This window comes from bacterium (genome assembly GCA_013360215.1).
Taxonomy (GTDB): Bacteria; CLD3; CLD3; order SB21; family SB21; genus JABWCP01.
Map to the genome: position 1 here is coordinate 324,228 of JABWCP010000001.1, position 20,997 is coordinate 345,224.

Sequence of the window (20,997 nt, forward strand, 5' to 3'; positions counted from 1 at the left end):
GTGATGGCTTGGATTTATCTTCTCATTGCCGGTGTTTTAGAAATAGGATGGGTTATTTGCCTGCGTTTATCCGAGGGGTTCACACGCGTGATCCCGATGATAGGTTACGCTGTTTTCGGGTTATTAGCCGCTTTTTCTTGAGCAAAGCACTTAAAACCATGCACGTAGGAACCGCGTATGCCATTTGGATGGGAATTGCCGTAACGGGAACGACGCTAACGAGTGTTCTTGTATACAAAGAGCCGACTTCCTGGATAAGAGTCGCATTCGTCGGATTAATCGTATTTGGAATTGTCGGCTTGCAACTTACTTCTCCACAAAAACCATAGGCCAAAACCATGGACGCCATCGATGTGAAACGACGGAATATTCTAATTTTCGTGATATCAGTTTTTGTACTGCTCGTTGCAACCCATGACGGCGAATTTTGGCCATTTTCTATTTTTCCGATGTTCTCCAAAGCAGGACAACCTTGGCAACGCATCGTGATAAGGAAAGTAGAGGCCGCGCCTTCAAATGATTATTACGCACTTGATGAATTGCCGGGATTCCCGATTGCGTTGGATGCCTATGGTGTCGAAGCCATTGACGTTGCCGATTTTGTTCGCCATACGACGCATTGGACACCGCAACGCCTTCAAGCATTATCTCATTTGTTACAATCGCGACCGAGTTCGCAGCAATGGCTTGTTATGCGAGTTGATGGCCAGAAGACCATCGATGGAATTCGTATTCAGGCTGTACCACTACTGCTCTTCAACGATAGCTCCGTTTTCGAGGTCACTCCATGAATCAACTTTCAGCGCTACTATTTCAATCGTGGTATGCGTCGGATAACGACGAGAAATTTCATTTTCGCCTATTCGAATTTTTTGTTTTATCGGGCAGCATTTATTATGCCTGGTCTTGGGCTGATTACATTCGCCAAATAAGCGACAATATACACCCACTAGGTATCGCGCAGCACGTGCCGATAGACTTCATGTATGGTAACATGATTCCGCATTTATTTGCTATCGTGATAACGACATTGGCCTTTCTCATTTTTTTGGGACGCGCGCATCGCTACGCCCATGCAATAATTCTTGTGCTGTTGCATTTATTACTCGTAGCGCGCGATGCGATGGGTGAAATCGGGCATAGCGCTAATTTCATCGGTCTGAGTGTTCTGGCTTTAGCTGTAGCCTATGCGTCTTGCGGCCAGGACGGCGAAAGACGACGCATGGCACTGGGACTGACTGTTTTTTTTATCGGACTGGGATATGTATCCGCCGCGCTATGCAAGCTGATTGCCACCGGCGTTTTTTGGCCTGATGGTATGCACCTCGCTCTGTGGATCGCAGAGAAAAAAATAGACACAATCGCCCGCACGGGCATTTACGAAGCTAATCCGCTTCAGCAAATGGTTTTGACACATCACAGTGCAGGTACGTTGATGCTTGGTTTCGGTCTCACTGCGGAATTGCTGGGGTTCCTTATTTGGTGGAAACGATTTCGCCCGTACATCACCCTCTTGCTTGTGGCCATGCACACCGGCATATCGCTTACCATGAATATCCGCTTTGACTCCTTCATTTTGCAACTCCTTATTTTAGGTTTACCTTGGCCGATTTGGAAAAACAAAATATTAGACTACATCTCAAAAGTAAGCGGGAGTCGCAAAATCCTTAACAAAAATGCATCCGTATGATATTTATTGTCGTGTGGTTATTGTTGGCATTTTGGCCGATGCAAAAAAATCTGGTTGTTGAAGATTTTGAATCCGATGCACTCGGCGGTATTCCCGCCCGCTGGTATAATCGCGACGGTACAGGGCGTCCAAATTCCTATAGCGCGGATCTTCGCAGAGGTTACCAATACGAAGTTCTGTCGGAAAAGCCCGGCAACCAATTTTTACGATACAATGGATACCACGCAAAACACCTCGCGTTCCACTTTGTCAAGGATAGACATTGGTCAATTAAGAAATATCCCGTATTGACGTGGCGGTGGCGTGCATGGAAACTTCCGATAGGAGCCAATGAAGCCTTGGATGAAAAAAATGATGCCGTTTTGAGCGTGTATGTTGTTTTTGACAAAGGAAATTGGGTAAGGCCGCCGCAGGTCATTCGTTATGTATGGAGTTCGACACTCCCTATCGGAACCATACTTACAAAATCCTCCGGGCGTCAGAAGATCGTGGTCATTGCCTCGGGAAACAGAGACCTCGGCCAGTGGATCAACGTCACGCGTTCGATCTCAGACGATTATCAAAGCCTGTTCGGACATGCTGAAGTTCCTGATCCGATCTCTCTCCTCCTATTAAGCGATGCCGATGATACGCAAACATGGGCCATTGGCGACTATGATGATTTCTCCATAGGCAGCTTATGAAGCCCAAGGTTCTTCACTTTAAGACAAATTTTCTCAATCCATCAGAGACGTTTATCGAACGACTTGTTACCGGCCACCAGACCTATGAGCCTATTTGCGCTTGCGCTAATCGCCGAACGCTTGCCAACAGTATCCGAACGTATGTAATGCCAAAAGATGGTATGACGGGATTAGTCAATCGCTATGAATTGATGCTCAATCGGACACCCCGATTTCTGGATAGAATATTTGAGGATGAAAAACCGGATATCATCCATGCACACTTCGGGTTAGATGCATACCGTATGGTACAAATATCCAAAAAAACAAAAACACCGTTGATCGTTGGGTTCTACGGATCGGACGTCACACGACTTCCCAGAGAATTTGGATGGGAACGGCGATACGCAAGACTCGCGGCGCATGCGGACCATAGTATAGCACTATCTTCGCATATGCGTGATCAGCTGATTCAGCTCCGGTTTCCGCCCGACAAAATATCCGTGGTTTATTTCGGCTTAGATCTAAATCGTTTTATTCATCATTTACGACCGCATGGAAATCGGATCATGTTGGTCGGTCGAATGGTGGAAAAAAAAGGGTTTTCGACCGCCCTTCAAGCTGCTCAGATACTAAAACAAGACGGCATACCGTTCGAAATGCACTTCTACGGAGACGGTCCATTGTTGTCTTCGTTGCAGTCCTTGGTCCGGGAACGGAGCTTGCAGGATCGCGTTTCTTTTCACGGCTTGGTAAGCAATGAGCAAATACGCCTTGCGTTACATCAAAATCATATCATGATTGTGCCAAGCCGGCGTGCACGCGATGGCGATGAAGAGGGATTGCCTAATACGCTTATTGAAGCGATGGCTTCCGGTTTACCGGTTGTCGCTTCCCGACACGCGGCGATTCCGGAAGTGATCCGGCACCAAACGGACGGCCTATTGTTTGATGAAAATGACGTCCAAGCGCTTGCACTACACTTGAAGTATTTACTTGGGGCGCCAGAAAAAATGAAGAGCCTTTCCGTCAAAGCACGCCAACGCATCGAACAACTCGGTTTTTCCATTGACACGACCGTTCAAAAGATCGAAGATATTTATTCACACGTTTTGCAAAGTAAAAAATCCAAAACTCGTGATTTCACTTTCCGAGCGCAATGAATGCACGTCTGATCGTTTCCCGGTGAACCAAACCAAACTTCCAGCTTAACAAAAAAAATACAATCGCATAAATGACGAAGGAAATCACAAACCCTGATGCATGCTGCGAAGCATCCAATACTCTATAGCGTATAAACCAAGTTGCCAGCCCTGACAGCGCCGCCAAGATCAGTACTTTCAGATAGTGATGGAAAGGAATGACTTTGTAAAACGGCAACTTCATGTGATTTCCGATTCGCCGCAACGCCATGCACCAGGCGGCCATATTGGCCAGCCAGGCGGCCACAGCTGTCCCTGTAATACCCCACCAATACGTAAACGGAACGCACAATAAGGTGTTTGTGAGTACGAGAAATAACGACAGGAACAAAATTCCTCTTTTATCACCGAATGCCTGCAACGCGCCGCCATAGGATGTGACACGGTGAAGCACGATCAAAGAAAACACTTGAAATGGAATAATAGACGCCATATAGGACGAGCCAAACATCAGGCAAATGAAATCTTGGGCTGAAGCGATAAAAAAAATCGTAATCGGGACGACGATCATCGTCACGTTGCGTATTGCACTATGCCACAATGCCGTTAAACGCTGCCGATCTTCATCCATAATATGACGTACAAATTGACCGATCAGTGCCGAACTCACCGCATAAGGTATCACCGCAACGATCGGAATTTCTTGCGCTCCAATATTGTATTCCGCCAAAGCCACCGGTGTTAAAATCGCCGCCACGATAAATTTGTCCACATGTTTATTGAAACGGCTGATCAACGACGCCGAGCCGATGATAACGGAAAATCGGATCTGCGCTATGACGGATCCTTTGGCCAAGGACTCACGATCGGGAGGCAAAATCAGGTCCATGAGATACCATGACATGACAAAACGAATGAAGGCATATGCGGCAAGCCCATAAATAGCATAGGACAATGGAAATTTAAGAATCAGCGGGACTGCCAAAGCCAAAAGCGTCATGATGCTGGTAATAATCTGATACCATGCTGCATAAGTTGTTCGAGCGAACGCAATAAGAATATTGGTTACCGGCCATGTCGGAACCTCCAGAATCATAACAAGAGACATCCAGGGCAAAAACTGTTTTAGATATTCAATCTGACTTTTTTCCCACTCTGCACTGAGAAACGACTCTATTATCAAGGGCAAAAAGCCTATTGCGAGCCCTACGACCAATGCCATCAGCCCTACAATAGTGAAAGTCTGAAGGACTAAAGCGCGGCGTGCCTGAATTTCAGTTCGTTCAAAAAAATAAAAAATGCTGTCCGGAAAACCCATGGTCGCAATAAAGCGACCTACCTGAAAAATCATAAGTAAATAGCTCATCACGGCAAAATCAGATTTATCCAGCAACCGAACGATGATAATGGCTGTCAAAAGATCAATACCCGTAGTCACAATGCCGGCAGCGGTTACGACAAATGCCTTTTTTCCTAATGCAGATGACATAATGTACTTAATTGTTCTGCCAGCTTACTGGCGCCGTTCTCAGAGGAATATTTGTTTATTTGTTCAATCCGCGGATTGAATCTTAGAAGCTGATGGATAGCCGCGCCTTGCAAAATTTGAAAGAGGCCATCAGCCGCGTCCTGCGGCGACAGCTGGATGCCGATGCCGGTATCATGCAAGATATGGCTGATTTCAGAATTCGTCGCTAGCGACAACACCGGACGACCTATCGGCATGTAGTCCCACAGTTTCGCTGGAATAATGTCATTGCGCATTTCCGAGGCGCTTACAAGGAGAATATCATAGGTTAGCAGTTCATCAAGCATGGCATTACCATAGACGGGTTTGTGCACCTCAAAATGCGACAAAACGCCAGCGGATTCCGCCAATATACGGTCTTGATCCGTCAGGGGTGCAAAAGAAATTATTTTAACCGACGGGTTTATTCCGTCGTTGATTTCTTTTAAGCGTTTGAGCATGGCTATTACGGGAATGGCCGGGGACAACCATCGAAATGCACCCAAAAAAACGATACGAATTTCATTCGCTGATGACTTATGCGGACGCTGGGTCATTTCTTCATAAACCATATTCTCAAAACCATTATAAATAGTGGACATGCGGGACGCGCTAGCCGGATAAAATAAGCGATATCGCTCCTCGGTAACACACGACGTAAAAATGATTTTATCAGCATCGTTAATCCATCGGCGTTCTATCCTGCGGTCATAGACTTGCGTCAGCCTGCTTCTGCGCTGATTGCGCACCGGGCATAGCATCCAGGGATCGCGAAAATCCGCTACCCACTTTACCCGTAAGGCCTTTGCAACGGTGCGTCCCAACCAATGCGAAGACCATGGATCAGCTGTGCTCCATACAACATCAGGATTAAACTGACGTGCGTAGGCTATGACCGACCGACGATGCAACCACAGCAAAGGTAGCCATGTATCAATCGGAAACCACCGAGCTATAAATGAAAATGTCTCTTCTATACGATAAGAAGCCCCATGATTTGTCCCTGATGTGGTGCGATCGAGAGGAGTTTTCAGGGAAAGTATCGGTATGCCCTCCAGCAAGGCTATCTCTTCCTCCCCCAATCGCGATGAAGAATCGATGGTTACGATTGCCGGCTGCCAACCCAATGACTTCAACCGCACGGCCATTCGATACGGACGCTGGGACCCCACCCTCTTTCTTGGTGGAAAATATGGCGCTATCATAAGTATGCGATGTGCGTCTTTTTTCATGACGGTTTGCGATGCCACAACTTCTCCGAAAATTCATAGAATGGTTTTTTCTGATGCATCCAACCAAAATGAAGCCAATACGGACATACGCTCATAACATCTGATTTTCCCGGCCAGATGGTATGCAGATTTAGTAGTAAATGTTGAAGGGATTCGTTTTGCACGCCGCACAAGCGATGGACTTGCGGATCGGTATAATAACGGCATTGAACGTTTTGAAAATCAGCATCATGCTCGACCCAAGAAGCAATATAATCCATTTGTGGACTTTCATATCCATTCATCCATGGAAGCAATGGAATCCCCAATCGTGCCATTGCGATGGCAAAGCTCCATTCGCACGACTCCAAAGCCCGACCTCTTTCATAAAGCCGGCTTTGAAAGTGTGTCTCGTGCTTTCTTGCAAGCATTGCCTGTGCTTCCCGGCATACGCGTTCGGTTTGTTCTGCACTCGCTGCGTAGATCATACCCGACTGAATACGCGGCAAATATCGTATTCCAAAGCGACCCATCGTTCGTCGTCTTCGATTTAGAAAAATATCGGCAAGTACGCCGAAATCTTTGGCCGCGCCAAAAAAATGATCCGCGCGGAGATTCCCGGTAATCGTAAATTCATAGCCCGACAGTGTTTTCCATAGACGGTCCGGATTGCGGCAACAAATCATGTCACTGTCTAAAAACAAGTTGCGATCAAACGGCAAATACTGATGGATATGATGTTTGAACCCCACAATGGAACTGTGCTCGTCCGCAAGACGGTCCATAATCGTAATCTTCAGCTCCGACGCGTGTTTTGCGGCCTCAGCCAAATGCGACTCCGAAGCGATCAACGCAACCGGCCTTGTCACATCGTAACGCCGAATCGTATGAATCGCCGTGAGTGCATGCCACACGTATTTTTCATCCCCGTATGAATGAAATACGTATCCCTCTCTGTTCACCTGCTGCTCCTCATATTTTGAATCTGTTTCCTTTCAATGCAAATCATCTAAATAACAAAATAGTCCAATACAACGGCAAGCGCCGCAAGATTTTTCTTGCGCATGCAAGCACCGCATGGCATGAACATTTTTTTTCATCTATCCGTTACCGGCGCATAATACATCGTTCACAAAAAGCCTACTTTCTAATATCACCGTAACACGATTTTTGATTCATTTCGGCGTACTCTTTGCGTAGCAAATACTATGACAATTCATTAATTCATTTAAAGAAAGAAATGCCGTGCTTTCACGTTCAATGGTGTATCCGGTTACTTTTGAACCGCCGCGTATCTCTCCGAAACCACAATTAAGGCTGGCCCTTTTTACGGGAAGTTACCAGTACATACGAGATGGTGTCGCGCTGACGTTGAACCGTTGGGTAAACTATCTTCTTTCACAGAATATCTCTGTGATGATATTCAGCCCCACGGCCAAACACCCGGCTCTGCATACAACCGGCCAACTCATTTCGGCGCCATCAATCGCTTTACCCGGTAGATCGGAATACCGCATGGGTATTGGATTTTCGTCGTCCATGAAACGCGAGCTGGCACAATTCGACCCCAATCTCATTCACATCGCGACACCGGATTTGTTGGGAATTCGAGCGCTTGAATACGCAAAAGCTCAAGATATCCCGATGGTTATGTCATATCACACACACTTTACCGCTTATTTGAAATACTACAGACTAAATATGTTCGAGGCATCGGCATGGAAATATTTGACATGGTTTTACGGACAAGCGCGTCGAGTTTACGTGCCTACACAGTCGATGGCCGAGACTTTGGTTGACCGGAGCCTTAGCGATAAAATCGAAATTTGGCCGAGAGGTGTAGATTCTGATTTATTTCGACCGGAGATCAGAGACAATGCCTGGCGCCGTCAAATAGGCATAAAGGATGATGAAATCGCTGTGCTTTTTGTATCACGACTAGTTGCGGAAAAAAATCTGAAATTGCTCGGGCAAATTTTAACGCTCGCCATGCAAATGAACCGACGCATTAGGCCTGTCATCGTCGGAGAAGGACCTGCCAGAAAAGAGCTTCAGAATACGTTGCCATCGGCCATTTTTTTAGGCCAACAAAATGGCAATGATCTGGCTAAGGTCTATGCGTGCTGCGACGTTTTTTTATTTCCCTCGGAAACGGAAACCTTTGGTAATGTCACACTTGAGGCTTTGGCGGCGGGCCTTCCGGTGATCGCCGCCGATGCGACCGGCAGCCGATCGCTGATCACCAACGAACATAATGGATTTCTTGCCGAACCCCTTGATGTGACAGATTTCGCAGCCAAACTGAATTTAATTTCAGAAAACCGGCAACTACGAAAGCGAATGAGCGCTCAGGCCCGTCAAACAGCTTTGCTTCGCCCATGGTCCCAGATCCATCAAAGTCTTCTGCAAAGCTATTATGACGTCCTCGCAGAAGGATTTCGCGATGAGGCCGCAGCGTGATTCGCCTGTTTTTTGTATCGCATTCCATTCCGCCGACGAATGATCTGCTCGAAAATATTGGCGGAATGCAACGTGCCAGCCTCCAATTGTTGGAAGCTCTGCGCAACGAAGTCCATTTTAATGTGTTGCCTTTTTTACTTATGTCGTCCTGGAGGTTTATCCACATTCAAACAGCCTTCTTTTTGATTAAGCTCATCTTTAGGCTTCCGATCGCAATACGTCGTCAACGTCCGGAAATCGTGTTGTTTTCAAGTATGGTTACTGCAGCCGTCATGCTGTTTATCAAGAAAAAAGGATCGTCACCCAAATATGTCGCGATCGCCCACGGGCGCGACGTGACGCTCCCCAACCCGCTGTATCAGATTATTCTCAAGTGCGTATTCAAGAAACTGGATGGTGTTATTGCCGTCTCTTCGGCCACAAAGGCAAGTTGTATGGCGTGTGGACTCTCTTCAGATCAGGTTGTGGTTATCCCCAACGCCATACCTCCCGGTTATGATACGCTCCCGATACCGCCGAAGACCATAGCCGATTTTCTTTTTCAAAATCATCATATTCCGCGCGAAGCTCGCCCCGTCTTACTGACCGTTGGTAGACTCGTCCTGCGCAAAGGTCACGCATGGTTTATCGAGCACGTGCTTCAAAGATTAGATCACGACGTGATCTATCTTATCGTCGGCGATGGCCCCGAATACGACACCATCCGCCAAACAATCGCGCGGTCACCCAAACGTCACACCATCGCTTTACTTGGCAAAATGCCCGAAGACTGGCTGCTGGGATTGTATGAATACGCGGATATTTTCGTAATGCCCAATATTTCCGTACCCGGCGATATCGAGGGCTTTGGTATCGTCTTATTGGAAGCCAATCGCGCAGGACTACCCGCCGTGGTAACCGATATCGAAGGTATCACGGATGTAGTCACCGATGGATTAAACGGATATCGCGTCAAACAAAATGACGCCGCCGGATTTGCTAATAAAATCGATAGTTTGCTGAAAAAAAATATGAAACAAGCCAAGCCGCAAATCCAGCAACATGTCCGTGGTCATTTTATATGGCCGTGCGTGATAGAAAAATATAACCGATACTTTGCGTCGCTAAGCCCCCGCGCAACCCAATCGTAATGTAGTACTGGCCAGTTTGATTGCACGGCAATACACTAAATTAGAATTACGGGTCTTGATAGTGAGAGACGGACTCTTAAAGTAAGCATGAAGCATGCAGATCTAAACTAACCACAGCGCCAGTTTGAAACTACTTAATCCTAGCACGGTACCGGCCAAAATATCCGTAGGATAGTGAACCCCTAAATATACCCTAGAAACCCCCACCATGCCGGCCCAACCAAAAACGAATGGCGCGGCTTCGGGGACCACATGCGCAATCAACGATGCCATTACAAAAGCGCCGGAGGTATGGCCGGATGGAAAGCTAAATTCATCCGGCGGAACAATTTTTTGAATGACAAGTACTCCCCCGGAACAAGGTCGCTTACGTTTCAGAGTTTGTTTGGATAGCTTGTAAATTGTGAGATTGATGGCAAAGGCCAATGCACCGATTTTCCAAATCGCCCCGGCGATAGCGGAATGTGTCCAGGATAGATATGCCGTAGCGAAAATATACGCGTGGCCGTCGCCCAACCGCGACATAGCATAAAACCACGCATGCAACACACGATGCGAAAACGTACGTGACGCGTGTATGACTAACCAATTGTCCCATTGCTGCAAGGTTTCTAATAATCGCATATGAAACTATAAAAAAGAATTACAACGCCATAATTATCGGCTTGTTTCGGTTCGATTATATCGCAAGGTTCTCCTGCAAAATTCAAGCGATTGTACGTATTACTGTTCCTCTTTGCCGAATCCGATGCCTATGTTCATTCACAATTCCTGTTGTGATCCGAAAACTATTATTCGTCGGCCACATCGGTGACAGTGATATCATTCCATAATGTCATTGCAGATATGGGCATAGACAACCTAATCGTTATAGATCAATAATACAGACCTAACACACCGACATTACTCTTAACGATAAACTAATAAACGATGAGAACCTAAATCGGAAGAAAACAATTATGCGCCCCAAAGCATGCGTGCAACTTATAATGTTGACTATTCTGGTGTTCCTGAGCGTTCCAGCTTATTCCCAAACTCGTACGGGCATGGTCGGTTTTGTATCGGATGAGGACGGCGGCTTCTATTTACAGGGCGCGCTTATTACGATAGAAGGAACGGCTTTTCGTGCTGTTAGTGATCGTCAGGGAAAATTCACAATGTCATTGCCCGCCGGCAACTATGTCCTGTTGGCAAGGTATCTGGGCTACGAAGAAAAGAAAATAGAATTTACCGTCACGGATGGAAGTTTGAAAATACTTGAGGTGAAACTCAAAGGGACTGCCGTGCCGTTTTCAGAGCAGATCGTAGAAGGTATACGCTTGGGACAAACCAAAGCGTTGAACACTCAAAAGAACAGCGACAACATAAAGAACGTCGTTTCCTCCGACTTAATTCAGCTATTCCCCGACCCAAACGCGGCCGAAGCGCTCCAGCGATTGCCGGGCCTTTCCATACAACGTGATCAGGGTGAAGGGCGTTATGTTTTGATTCGGGGAACGGAAGCGCGTCTAAACTCCATGATGATCAACGGTGAGAGGATCCCTTCACCCGAAGCAGAAGTGCGGAGTGTCGCACTGGATGCCATTCCGGCCGACGCGATCGCTTCGATCGAAGTCACCAAAGCGTTGACACCGGATATGGACGCAGACGCCATCGGCGGATCTGTCAATCTCATTACAAAGAGCGCATTTGACTATGACAAGCCGGTCATATTGGGTACCTTAGGAAGCGGATACAATAATCTCGTTACCGGCGGCGTATATCAGGGTGGTCTCACGTACGGTCGCCGCTTTGGTCCAGATAATAAATTCGGCCTTCTCCTCAGCGGAAGTTATTACCAAACAAATCGCGGTTCTGATAACAACGAATTCGACTACGACGATGCGGAAATCGGCGGCGGCGAAGAACAGGAAGTGCTCACCGAATACCAACTGCGCGACTATGTGATAGACCGAAAACGTATCGGAATCAGCGCCACATTAGATTATCGTCTTGACGACCTTTCCCATATGTACTTCCGAGGCATTGTCAATGAATATAGCGATCAAGAGTATCGGCGACGCCTCATCTATGCCTTTGACGAAGGCGATTTTGACGCTGCGACAGAGACCTCCGCGTCTATTTCGGGCGCCGAAGCGGTTAGAGAACTGAAAGATCGTTTTGAAAAACAATCCATCCGTAGTTTTGCCGTGGGCGGCAATCAACATTTCAATCTTATGGACGTTGATTACCACCTGTCATACAGTTTTGCGGAAGAAAAAGAACCTCATAGCCGCTACAGTACATTTAAATTCGAAGACGGCGTTGATTTCACGTACGATCTGAAAGATCATGATTTTCCAAAGATCAACATCACAAACAGTTCAGACATCTACGATCCAACCAAGTTTGAATTTGAAGAGTTTTCAACAGAAAAATATACGACCCAAGACAAAGACTACACCGGTTCTTTCAATATAAAAATCCCGTTTACGTTTAATGCTAAGTCCGGAATGTTCAAAAGCGGATTCAAATATCGCGGCAAATCCAAAGACCGTCATGTGGATATCCGCGTATATGACGGTTATTCGAGCGATTTGTATCTAGATGAAGTCCTTGGAAATTTTGAAGGAAAGGACTTCTTAAATGGAAAATACCGCGTAGGTCGCTTCCAGGACGCTAAAAAAATAAAGACGTTTTTCAACACGAATTCTGCCGGATTCGAAGAAGATTCGGACAAATCGCACGAAGAAACCGATGCGCAAAACTATGATGCGGAAGAACGCGTTTTGGCCGGATACGCGATGACAACTCTAAATGCAGGACCATGGTCTCTCTTAGCAGGATTGCGCGCTGAAAAGACCAATATTGACTACCGAGGAAACACCGTCGTATTTGACGAAGACGGTGACTATGAGTCCACCGTGGCTTCGAATGGAAAATCTGATTATCTCAACATGTTGCCGTCACTGCATGTCAAATATCGCATCGATCAGAATACTAATCTGAGAGCCGCTTACACCAATTCGATTGCGCGTCCCGACTATTATGATCTTGTTCCGTTTCAGTCCGTTTCCCGTGAAGATGAAGAAATTGCTTCCGGTAATTCGAATCTGAAGCCTACGGTTTCCAAAAATTTAGACCTCATGGTTGAGCGTTATTTTCAAAGTGTCGGCTTAATCTCCGGCGGATTCTTTTATAAAAAACTCAATGACTTTATTTATGCCAACGTGAGCGAGGTCTCCGGTGGTGCCTACGACGGTTACGAACAAACCGTTCCGGTAAACGGTAAAGCCGCAACATTGTGGGGCGTTGAAATGAACTGGCAACAGCAAATGACGTTTCTTCCTTCGTATTGGAGCGGTTTGGGTGTATATTTGAATTACACTTATACGCAGTCCGAGGCAGAATTTCCTACGCGCGAAGCCGGTGAAGACAAGGCGACATTGCCCGGACAATCTGAGCATGTAGCAAATTTTGCAATTTCGTATGAACGCGGCGGTTTCAATGGCAGAATTTCAGCTAATCTCCACGGAAAATATCTTGATGAAGTTGGCGAAACGAAGGCTGATGACATATTCTATGATCGTCATTTTCAGCTAGACGCATCCGCGAGCCAGCGATTGACGCACAACTGGACAGCCTATCTTGAATTATTAAACTTGACCAATGCCCCGCTTCGTTATTATCGCGGATCAACGTCCCGTCCTGTACAACAGGAATTCTACTCATGGACCGGTAAATTAGGCTTGAAATTCACATTTTAATCGAGATGTAGGGTTATGTTAAAAATAGTTTCAATTATGATGTTCGCCGTGTTGAGCGCTTGCTCAAAACCGCCCATGGCGCCGGTTTCCAAAGCGGTTCATCGACCGCTCATTTCTGAAACGTTCATGACCGATCGCAATGAAGCCGACAACGTGGACGCTCCGGCGATCTGGCATGGCCCTCACGGCGAACACTGGCTCGTTGCCACGGCAAAAAAAACCGATGGTTTGATCATCAGTGACGCGGCGACCGGAAAATTTATCAAACGCATCGGGGGCACTGGCGCCGAACCCGGCAAGCTGCGACGCCCCAATAATGCCCTCGTTTTGGACGACATGTTATTTGTAGTCGAACGCGATAACCACAGGGTGCAGGTTTTTTCATTACCTGAATTCAAAAGCATATTCGTATTTGGAGAGCAGGAATTGAAAAAACCTTACGGCATTTCGCTTTATAAATCATCGCCGGATAGCATTGTTTGTTATATCACGGATAATTACGAATTGACCAAAGACTCAATACCTCCGCCATCCATGCTGGGACAGCGCATCCGGCAGTATCACATAACGATGCGCTCACGAAAACTGTCCGCGACACCCGTACGGGCGTTCGGCGATACGTCGGGAAGCGGCGTTTTGTATACGGTCGAGTCCATTTACGTCGATCCGGTCTATAATCGCATCCTCATCGCAGACGAGTACGAGAGACAAAATAATATAAAAATATATACGCTAGACGGCACGTTTACCGGGCAAGTGATCGGCTATGGCCTGTTTAAAACCCAGCCGGAAGGCATTGCCTTGTGGACGTGCGGCGACAGTGCCGGGTACTGGATCACTACGGATCAGTCCCACACCGAAAATGTTTTCCATATATTTGACCGCCAATTCCTTCAACCTGTAGCGTCGTTTTGTGCTGTCAATATTCGAAACACGGACGGGGTCGCCCTTACAACCAGATCATTCGGACCGTTTTCAGCCGGTGCTTTCTACGCCGCGCATGATGACGGAAACATCGGCGCGCTGTCATTAAAGAGCATCCGTGATTCGACAAGGATACAATTCGAATGCCCCTAATTTCGCACGTACGACACATGATCCTTATATCCGCACTGGTCACGGGCTCTGTGGAATGGGTCGGTTGTTTTACAAAGCCATCTCCGGGATTTGATTCGCGCGAAACATTAGAATGCATCGTTCTGGGGGATTGGGGGCGGCAAGGCCAATTTGGGCAACAGGTGACAGCGAACCGCATGGCCGAAGTAGCGCATACCATCGGCGCTGATTTCGTTATTTCGACCGGCGACAATTTTTACGATAACGGTGTGACGAGCGTGGATGATTCGCTGTGGTTCGCTTCATATGAAAATATTTATGCGCACAAGTCGCTGCAAATCCCATGGTATGTGGCGCTTGGCAATCATGACTACCGCGGGAATCCGCAAGCGCAGATAGAGTACTCTACCCGGAGCCGACGATGGCGCATGCCTTCGCGGTACTTCCATATAGATACCACGATCGGAGGCGCTTCGCTGCGGCTGGTGATATTGGACACCAATCCTTTTATTCATGAATACTACACCGACAAAAAATATCAATCCGTTTCCGGTCAGGACACGGCGGCGCAGTGGCGTTGGCTTGAAAATACGCTGGCAACTGCAACAAGTGATTGGACGATTGTGGTCGGGCATCACCCGGTATATTCCGCGGGTACTAAACATGGAAATACATCCGAATTGATTACGCGGCTTGAACCGATGCTCCAGAAATACCGCGTACCGATATACCTTGCGGGCCACGAACACGATCTGCAACACTTAAGTCATAATCAGATCAATTACTTCATATCCGGAGCCGGCTCTTCGCTGCGCCCGACCGGCACTTCAAACGAATCCGTTTTTTCTCTATCACAAAACGGTTTTCTACGCCTTTCTATTGCCAAAAAAAGCATACGCGCCGCGTTTATAGATGTAAACGGGGCCATCGTCCATGAGGTTAGAATTTCCAACCCTGCTCATTGAAGTTATTTCTATCCCTTGCAAAAATTCATTCGTTTAACGAGATTGCCTATATGGTTATCCATCTTTTCTTACTCTTACTTGGGGATATTTTCTCATGGCTTTCGATAAAGCGTTTGAATCCGTAAACCGTCTCGTGCAGGATTTTCGTGCGCAAGAAGCGTATTATCTCGACGCCAAATATCAGGAGCAGGAAGCGCGTAAGGATTTCATTGACAAATTTTGGATCGCTCTCGGGTGGGATGTCAATCATGAGATTCAAAAAAATCCGTACGAACAGGAAGTGCGCATCGAAAATGCCGTTCGCACCGGTGCTTCGCAGCGGCGCGCCGATTACGGTTTTTATCTCTCCCCCAATTTCCGCGACCCCAAGTTTTTCGTAGAGGCCAAAAAACCCTCACGCAGCATCGCCAATCCCGATGATTATTTTCAAGTCAATCGCTACGGATGGAGCCAGCAAACGCCCGTCGCCGTACTCACGGATTTTGAAGAATTGCATATCATTGACTGCCGATTTAAGCCGCATATCGGCACGGCACTGGATCGTAAGATCAAAGCCTTTCGTTATACCGACTATACCGATGCCGAAAAATTTGCCGAAATCTACTGGTTATTTAGCCGCGAGGCCGTCGCCACCGGATCACTGGAAAAGTACGCTGCCGCACTACCCCGCCCCAAAGGCAAAGCCGCACAAAAAGGTCTTTTCAAAGCGGGTGTACAGCCTATTGACGAAGCCTTTCTTGAGGAATTGGACGAATACCGCGTCATCTTGGCCAAAGCCTTCAAAAAATCCAATCCCGATCTTGAAGGCGAAGCGCTCACCGAAGCCGTGCAACGGACCATAGACCGTCTGGTGTTCATACGATTTCTGGAAGACAAATCCATCGAAGACTATGAAGTGCGACACTACGGCGACAGCGGTCATGCATGGAAAAAGTTTCTCGCCCACTGTCAACGGCTGGAGCCCAAATACAACGGCCTTGTATTCAAACCGCATCCCGTAATTGACGGCCGTGCGTTTCATGCACCGGATGAAGAAGACTTCAAGGCGATTTGCGCCAAACTTTCCGATCCCCATGCCGTGTACGACTTTGATCAGATCCCTATCGCTATTCTCGGTAGTATCTACGAACGCTTTCTCGGTAAAGTCGTCCACACGACCGCCAAACGCGCCGTCGTCGAAGAAAAACCTGAAGTGCGCAAAGCCGGCGGCGTGTACTATACGCCGGAGTATATCGTGCGCTACATCGTACAAAATACCGTAGGCAAACTGATCGAAGGCAAAACGCCGGAAAGCATCGCCAAAATGGCTTTTGCGGACATCGCATGCGGGTCAGGTTCGTTTTTGATCGAAGTCTATAGCGAACTGCTCGCCTACCACGAAAAATACTATCTGGATCATCCCGAAGCCGCCAAAGCCGGCGATACGCAGCTGCGCGACGGACGGATCGTACTCTCTCTCAAAAAACGTCAGGAAATTCTCAACAACAATATCTACGGCGTAGATATTGACTTCCAGGCGACAGAGGTCACGCAGCTCTCGCTGTATCTGAAACTGCTCGAAGATGCGACGCGCAACGACGCCTATCAGTACGGCATGCTCAAAGAAAAAGTCCTGCCCGATCTCAAAAAAAACATCGTCTGCGGCAATTCGCTGATCGGCACCGATATACTCGAAGGCGATTTATTTGAACGCACCGAAGAAAAAAAACTTAAACCCATGGACTTTGAATCCGCATTTCCCGAAATCATGAAACGCGGCGGATTCGATGCGATTGTTGGAAATCCTCCTTATGGCGCTGTATTTGCTGAAGTCGAAAAAAAATACATTCAAAACTTATATAAGTCATATAAATACAAATTCGACAGTTATATTTATTTCATTGAGAAGGGCATTACGTTAATTAAACAAGGAGGCTTTTTAGGATACATTACGCCTGAGTTATGGCTTCATCTTGAGAATTGTGCTCCATTAAGAAAATTTGTTACAGAAACAATTAGTGTGGATAGAATAAAAATATGCGGTGAAAATGTATTTTCTCAAGCTGTAGTAAATACAGTAGTACCTATATTTTCTAAAGTAAGAAAAAGTAAAAAAATACTGATTGAAAGAGAAGAAGATACTTGGGAAATTGATTCCGACGGAATTGATTCGAATAATAATTACGTTTTTAATTATCGGTTAAAACCATTAGAAAGCCATCTAATTCTTAAAATAAAAGAAAAGCGCGCTACTGATTTAGCATCTCTTGGAGACGCAATTCAAGGGATAACGCCCTATGATCGATATGCAGGTCAAGATACAGATATAATTAAAAATCGAGCTTATCACTTTAAAACTAAAAAAGATAAGTTTTGCGAGAAATGGATTGATGGGCAAGATGTTTCTCGGTACGCGTTAGGTTGGAGCGGAGAATGGTTAAGATACGGAAAATGGTTAGCTGCACCCCGCGATCCGAAATTTTTTAACGGTAAACGGTTATTATTTAGAGAGGTTCCAGGACAACAAAAAAGAATTCAAGCTACTCTGGCGCTTGAGACCCTTTACCATGGACATAGTATTACTCCCTTTAAATTATTTGATGAAACAAAATATGACCACTGTTACATTCTTGGCATAACAAATTCTAAATTGCTAAGTTGGTATGGTGGCTTGATTCTACCAAATTTTGGAAAAAATATTTTTCCAAAACTTAACCCACAAGACATCAAAACACTCCCCATCCGCACCATCAACTTCTCCGATCCCTCGGACAAATCACGTCATGATCATATCGTGAAATTGGTCGAGCAAATGCTTTCCGCGAAAGAAAAACTCGCTTCGGCCAAGCTCGAATCTGAGCGCGACCGGCTGGAGATGATGTGTGAAGCGCTGGACCGCCAGATAGACGACGCCGTCTATCAGCTTTACGGCCTGACGGAGGAAGAAATCAAGATCGTAGAGGGAAAGTGATCGCGTGCCATGGCGTCAGACATGCCAATCAAATATTTTTTGTTTTTGGATGAATCCGGCGATCATGGTTTAGGAAATATTGATTATAGCTTTCCTGTGTTCGTTCTTTGCGGAGTCCTCATATCGGATAACGCCTATCAAAACATGGGCTCTCATATTTTAAAATTGAAAAAATATTTTTGGAATGATAAAAAAGTCATTTTCCACTCACGTGATATTCGTAAGTGCGAAGGTGAATTCAGTCTCTTTTTTGATCTATCGTTAAAAGAGGAATTTTATAGACAGCTCAATGCGATTCTGATGGACAGCGATTATACTGTTATCTCCTCCGCCATTGAAAAAAACAATTTTTTAAAACAATATGGTAAACTGAGTAATGACGTATACGAAATCGCGCTTTCGTTTATTGTTGAGCGTGCTGTGTTTTTCCTCGACGCAATACATCAACCGATTAAACTTCATGTTATCATCGAACGCCGTGGACGTCTCGAAGATAAAAAATTGGAAGAACACTTCCAGCGGCTGTGTGCAAACGGAACCTATTATGTCAACGCAGATAGGCTAAAGCAGTATGGTCTTGAGATCAGCTTCAAAAATAAGAAAGACGATATCCAAGGATTGCAGGTGGCTGATCTTGTGGCATATCCTACGGCCCGATATGTGATTGATCCAAATAGGGCAAACCCTGCATTTGACATCATCAAAGAGAAAATATATAAGAATAAGAAGAACAATAAGCTTTTCGGTTTAAAAATATTTCCATAAGCAAAAAGCCCAGCAAGCTGGGCTTTTTACCGACCGGGGACACCCCAATCCATTTCAAAGTTTTTCATACCGATCAGGAAAACCCCAATCGATTGGAACTGTACTAGTTCATACATATCAATATAGTGTATGAATTGGAAACAACCAAATGAATTCTATATAAAATTCGGTCAAAATTTGAATGAAAATCATTCAAAATACCTATTACTTTAATCATATGATTGAATCGGATGATTTTAAATTAATAAGGTAACCCAAAGAAGAGACTTTGGAAATATACGAATGCGGTATCTACTAATACCTCAGTTAAACACTTGAAAATAAAATGTTTGATTCGTGATTGAAAAGCCTTGATTATATCTGTAAAAAACTTTACTTATAAGTGAATCCAAAGTATAAAATAGAATTATTAGCCGAAGGCCCAAAAGCACATATCTACACAATTCGCAACTTGGACTCTGAAATATCAGAGTTTGAAAGATTTGCTGATGAAGAAGATGTACGTTATGATCCCGGTTTTCAGGAAATATTAGCACGCATTGATGATATGGCCAATCGTCTTGGGTGCATTGACTCTTTTTTTCGTAATGAAAGCACACGTGACAATGCGATTTGTGCACTTTTTGCACCCGACGGAAAATTACGATTATATTGTATCAAAATGCGTTTTACTCTTCTGATCATAGGAGGCGGTGGCATAAAAAACACACGAACCTATCAAGAGGATCCTCATTTGGATTCGTGCGTTACATTACTTGAAGACTTTTGGAAGCGTTTTGCACTATACGAGGACAACGGAGAGATAGAAATTAGCTCCGACGGAAAAATCACAGGAAAGGATAAGATATAGATATGAGTTCTGTAAAAAATAAATTTCAGGAGCTTTTGAAACAGGTTCCCGATGAAGTGAAGCTCTATGTGCAAATGCAGGGAGATATAGCCATCCGCGTAGGCGAAATAATCAAAGAAAAACAATGGACTCAAAAGAGTCTGGCCGAAAAAATGGGATGGAACGAGTCCCAAGTAACGCGCCTTTTGGCCGGACATGAAAATTTGACGCTAAAGACGATTGCCAAACTATCGGTCGTTTTGGAAGAGAATTTGATACAAACGCAACCAAGGGTCGTGTACATTCCCCTTTTCCCGTTGGATACACCGGCCAATGCGGCACTAAATCTTGGCGCCCTTCGCGCCGCATCATCCGTAGGCAATTTTTTTCCTCTTTCAACCAATAAAGTAACCAGTTTTATCAAAACAGAAGCCAAAGCGGTAGCCTAATTATGTCTGACTCTATCGAACAAGGTTTGGGACCAAGTTTCAAACTGACCGGTTTTGTTATAGATTCTTTTTCTTTGGAAAACGAAGCGCGCCACGTAGAAAATATAGACGCCGACATGTTGCTTTACCATCACCAAGGAAATGCAGAAATCATACCGCCCAAAAAACTTATCCGAATCAAACTTTCGGTAACGGCGGAGTATGAAGGGAAAACATTAGGAAAAATCGTGACGCAAACAGAATTTGAAATCATCAATTTTGAAATTTTCATCAACAACGAAATTTTAAATATCCCAGGAGAGCTCATGTCTATGCTCGTCGGGTTGGCATACTCTACTACGCGTGGCGCACTTATCGCAAAAAGCGAAGGTACGGTTTTAGCAAAATTTCCCATGCCGGTTGTTTCGCCCTCTCGTCTCATCGGCATTGCACCGA

At 45.7% G+C, this 20,997-nt stretch carries 18 protein-coding genes and 1 pseudogene; 15 read left to right on the plus strand and 4 right to left on the minus strand.

What is annotated here, in order from left to right; all coding sequences use genetic code 11:
* Positions 1-3: 3 nt before the first annotated feature.
* The 5 genes and pseudogenes from HUU58_01440 (at position 4) to HUU58_01460 (ending at position 3,515) form a co-directional block, all read left to right on the plus strand.
* Positions 4-329: pseudogene (locus HUU58_01440) on the plus strand (multidrug efflux SMR transporter).
* Positions 330-380: 51 nt separating this feature from the next.
* Positions 381-791, plus strand: a complete 411-nt coding sequence (locus HUU58_01445) for a hypothetical protein (GenBank protein ID NUN44319.1) — start codon at positions 381-383, stop codon at positions 789-791.
* A complete protein-coding gene (locus tag HUU58_01450) occupies positions 788-1,690 on the plus strand; it encodes a hypothetical protein (GenBank protein ID NUN44320.1) in 903 nt (300 codons plus the stop codon). Before HUU58_01445 ends, HUU58_01450 begins: the two co-directional genes overlap by 4 nt.
* A complete protein-coding gene (locus HUU58_01455; protein NUN44321.1) occupies positions 1,687-2,373 on the plus strand; it encodes a DUF3047 domain-containing protein in 687 nt (228 codons plus the stop codon). The genes HUU58_01450 and HUU58_01455 overlap by 4 nt, the downstream gene beginning before the upstream one ends.
* Entirely contained in the window at positions 2,370-3,515 is a 1,146-nt protein-coding gene (locus HUU58_01460; protein NUN44322.1) for a glycosyltransferase family 4 protein, read from the plus strand. The genes HUU58_01455 and HUU58_01460 overlap by 4 nt, the downstream gene beginning before the upstream one ends.
* On the opposite strand, the gene HUU58_01465 is transcribed toward HUU58_01460, so the two are convergent.
* The 3 genes from HUU58_01465 to HUU58_01475 are packed head-to-tail and all read right to left on the minus strand — an operon-like array spanning position 3,496 to position 7,174.
* Positions 3,496-4,983, minus strand: coding sequence for a polysaccharide biosynthesis protein (locus HUU58_01465; GenBank protein NUN44323.1), 1,488 nt, complete (start codon positions 4,981-4,983; stop codon positions 3,496-3,498). The genes HUU58_01460 and HUU58_01465 overlap by 20 nt on opposite strands.
* Positions 4,968-6,251 carry a glycosyltransferase gene (locus HUU58_01470; GenBank protein ID NUN44324.1) on the minus strand — a complete coding sequence of 428 codons (1,284 nt, stop codon included), beginning with the start codon at positions 6,249-6,251 and terminating at the stop codon, positions 4,968-4,970. Before HUU58_01470 ends, HUU58_01465 begins: the two co-directional genes overlap by 16 nt.
* Positions 6,230-7,174 (minus strand): hypothetical protein, encoded by a 945-nt coding sequence (locus HUU58_01475; GenBank protein NUN44325.1) that lies wholly within the window; start codon positions 7,172-7,174, stop codon positions 6,230-6,232. Before HUU58_01475 ends, HUU58_01470 begins: the two co-directional genes overlap by 22 nt.
* Before the next feature lie 298 nt (positions 7,175-7,472).
* Between HUU58_01475 and HUU58_01480 the strand changes: the two genes are divergently transcribed.
* On the plus strand, positions 7,473-8,672 hold the full coding sequence (locus HUU58_01480) for a glycosyltransferase family 1 protein (GenBank protein NUN44326.1): 1,200 nt from the start codon (positions 7,473-7,475) through the stop codon (positions 8,670-8,672).
* Positions 8,669-9,802, plus strand: a complete 1,134-nt coding sequence (locus tag HUU58_01485) for a glycosyltransferase family 4 protein (protein NUN44327.1) — start codon at positions 8,669-8,671, stop codon at positions 9,800-9,802. The genes HUU58_01480 and HUU58_01485 overlap by 4 nt, the downstream gene beginning before the upstream one ends.
* Before the next feature lie 102 nt (positions 9,803-9,904).
* On the opposite strand, the gene HUU58_01490 is transcribed toward HUU58_01485, so the two are convergent.
* The gene (locus tag HUU58_01490) at positions 9,905-10,426 is read right to left on the minus strand and encodes a phosphatase PAP2 family protein (GenBank protein NUN44328.1); all 522 of its coding nucleotides are present in this window, start codon (positions 10,424-10,426) and stop codon (positions 9,905-9,907) included.
* 335 nt (positions 10,427-10,761) lie between these two features.
* On the opposite strand from HUU58_01490, the gene HUU58_01495 reads away from it, so the two are divergent.
* The 8 genes from HUU58_01495 to HUU58_01530 form a co-directional block, all read left to right on the plus strand.
* On the plus strand, positions 10,762-13,548 hold the full coding sequence (locus HUU58_01495; protein NUN44329.1) for a TonB-dependent receptor: 2,787 nt from the start codon (positions 10,762-10,764) through the stop codon (positions 13,546-13,548).
* Positions 13,549-13,563: 15 nt separating this feature from the next.
* A complete protein-coding gene (locus HUU58_01500; GenBank protein ID NUN44330.1) occupies positions 13,564-14,625 on the plus strand; it encodes a phytase precursor in 1,062 nt (353 codons plus the stop codon).
* A 17-nt stretch (positions 14,626-14,642) separates the two neighbouring features.
* Positions 14,643-15,569, plus strand: coding sequence for a metallophosphoesterase (locus tag HUU58_01505; GenBank protein NUN44331.1), 927 nt, complete (start codon positions 14,643-14,645; stop codon positions 15,567-15,569).
* A 94-nt stretch (positions 15,570-15,663) separates the two neighbouring features.
* Complete coding sequence (locus HUU58_01510; protein NUN44332.1) at positions 15,664-18,519, plus strand: N-6 DNA methylase; 2,856 nt, start codon at positions 15,664-15,666, stop codon at positions 18,517-18,519.
* A 27-nt stretch (positions 18,520-18,546) separates the two neighbouring features.
* The gene (locus HUU58_01515) at positions 18,547-19,284 is read left to right on the plus strand and encodes a DUF3800 domain-containing protein (GenBank protein NUN44333.1); all 738 of its coding nucleotides are present in this window, start codon (positions 18,547-18,549) and stop codon (positions 19,282-19,284) included.
* 451 nt (positions 19,285-19,735) lie between these two features.
* Positions 19,736-20,134, plus strand: coding sequence for a hypothetical protein (locus HUU58_01520; GenBank protein ID NUN44334.1), 399 nt, complete (start codon positions 19,736-19,738; stop codon positions 20,132-20,134).
* Positions 20,135-20,136: 2 nt separating this feature from the next.
* A complete protein-coding gene (locus HUU58_01525; protein ID NUN44335.1) occupies positions 20,137-20,562 on the plus strand; it encodes a helix-turn-helix transcriptional regulator in 426 nt (141 codons plus the stop codon).
* A gap of 2 nt (positions 20,563-20,564) precedes the next feature.
* A partial coding sequence (locus HUU58_01530) for a hypothetical protein (GenBank protein ID NUN44336.1) occupies positions 20,565-20,997 on the plus strand: 433 nt, incomplete at its 3' end.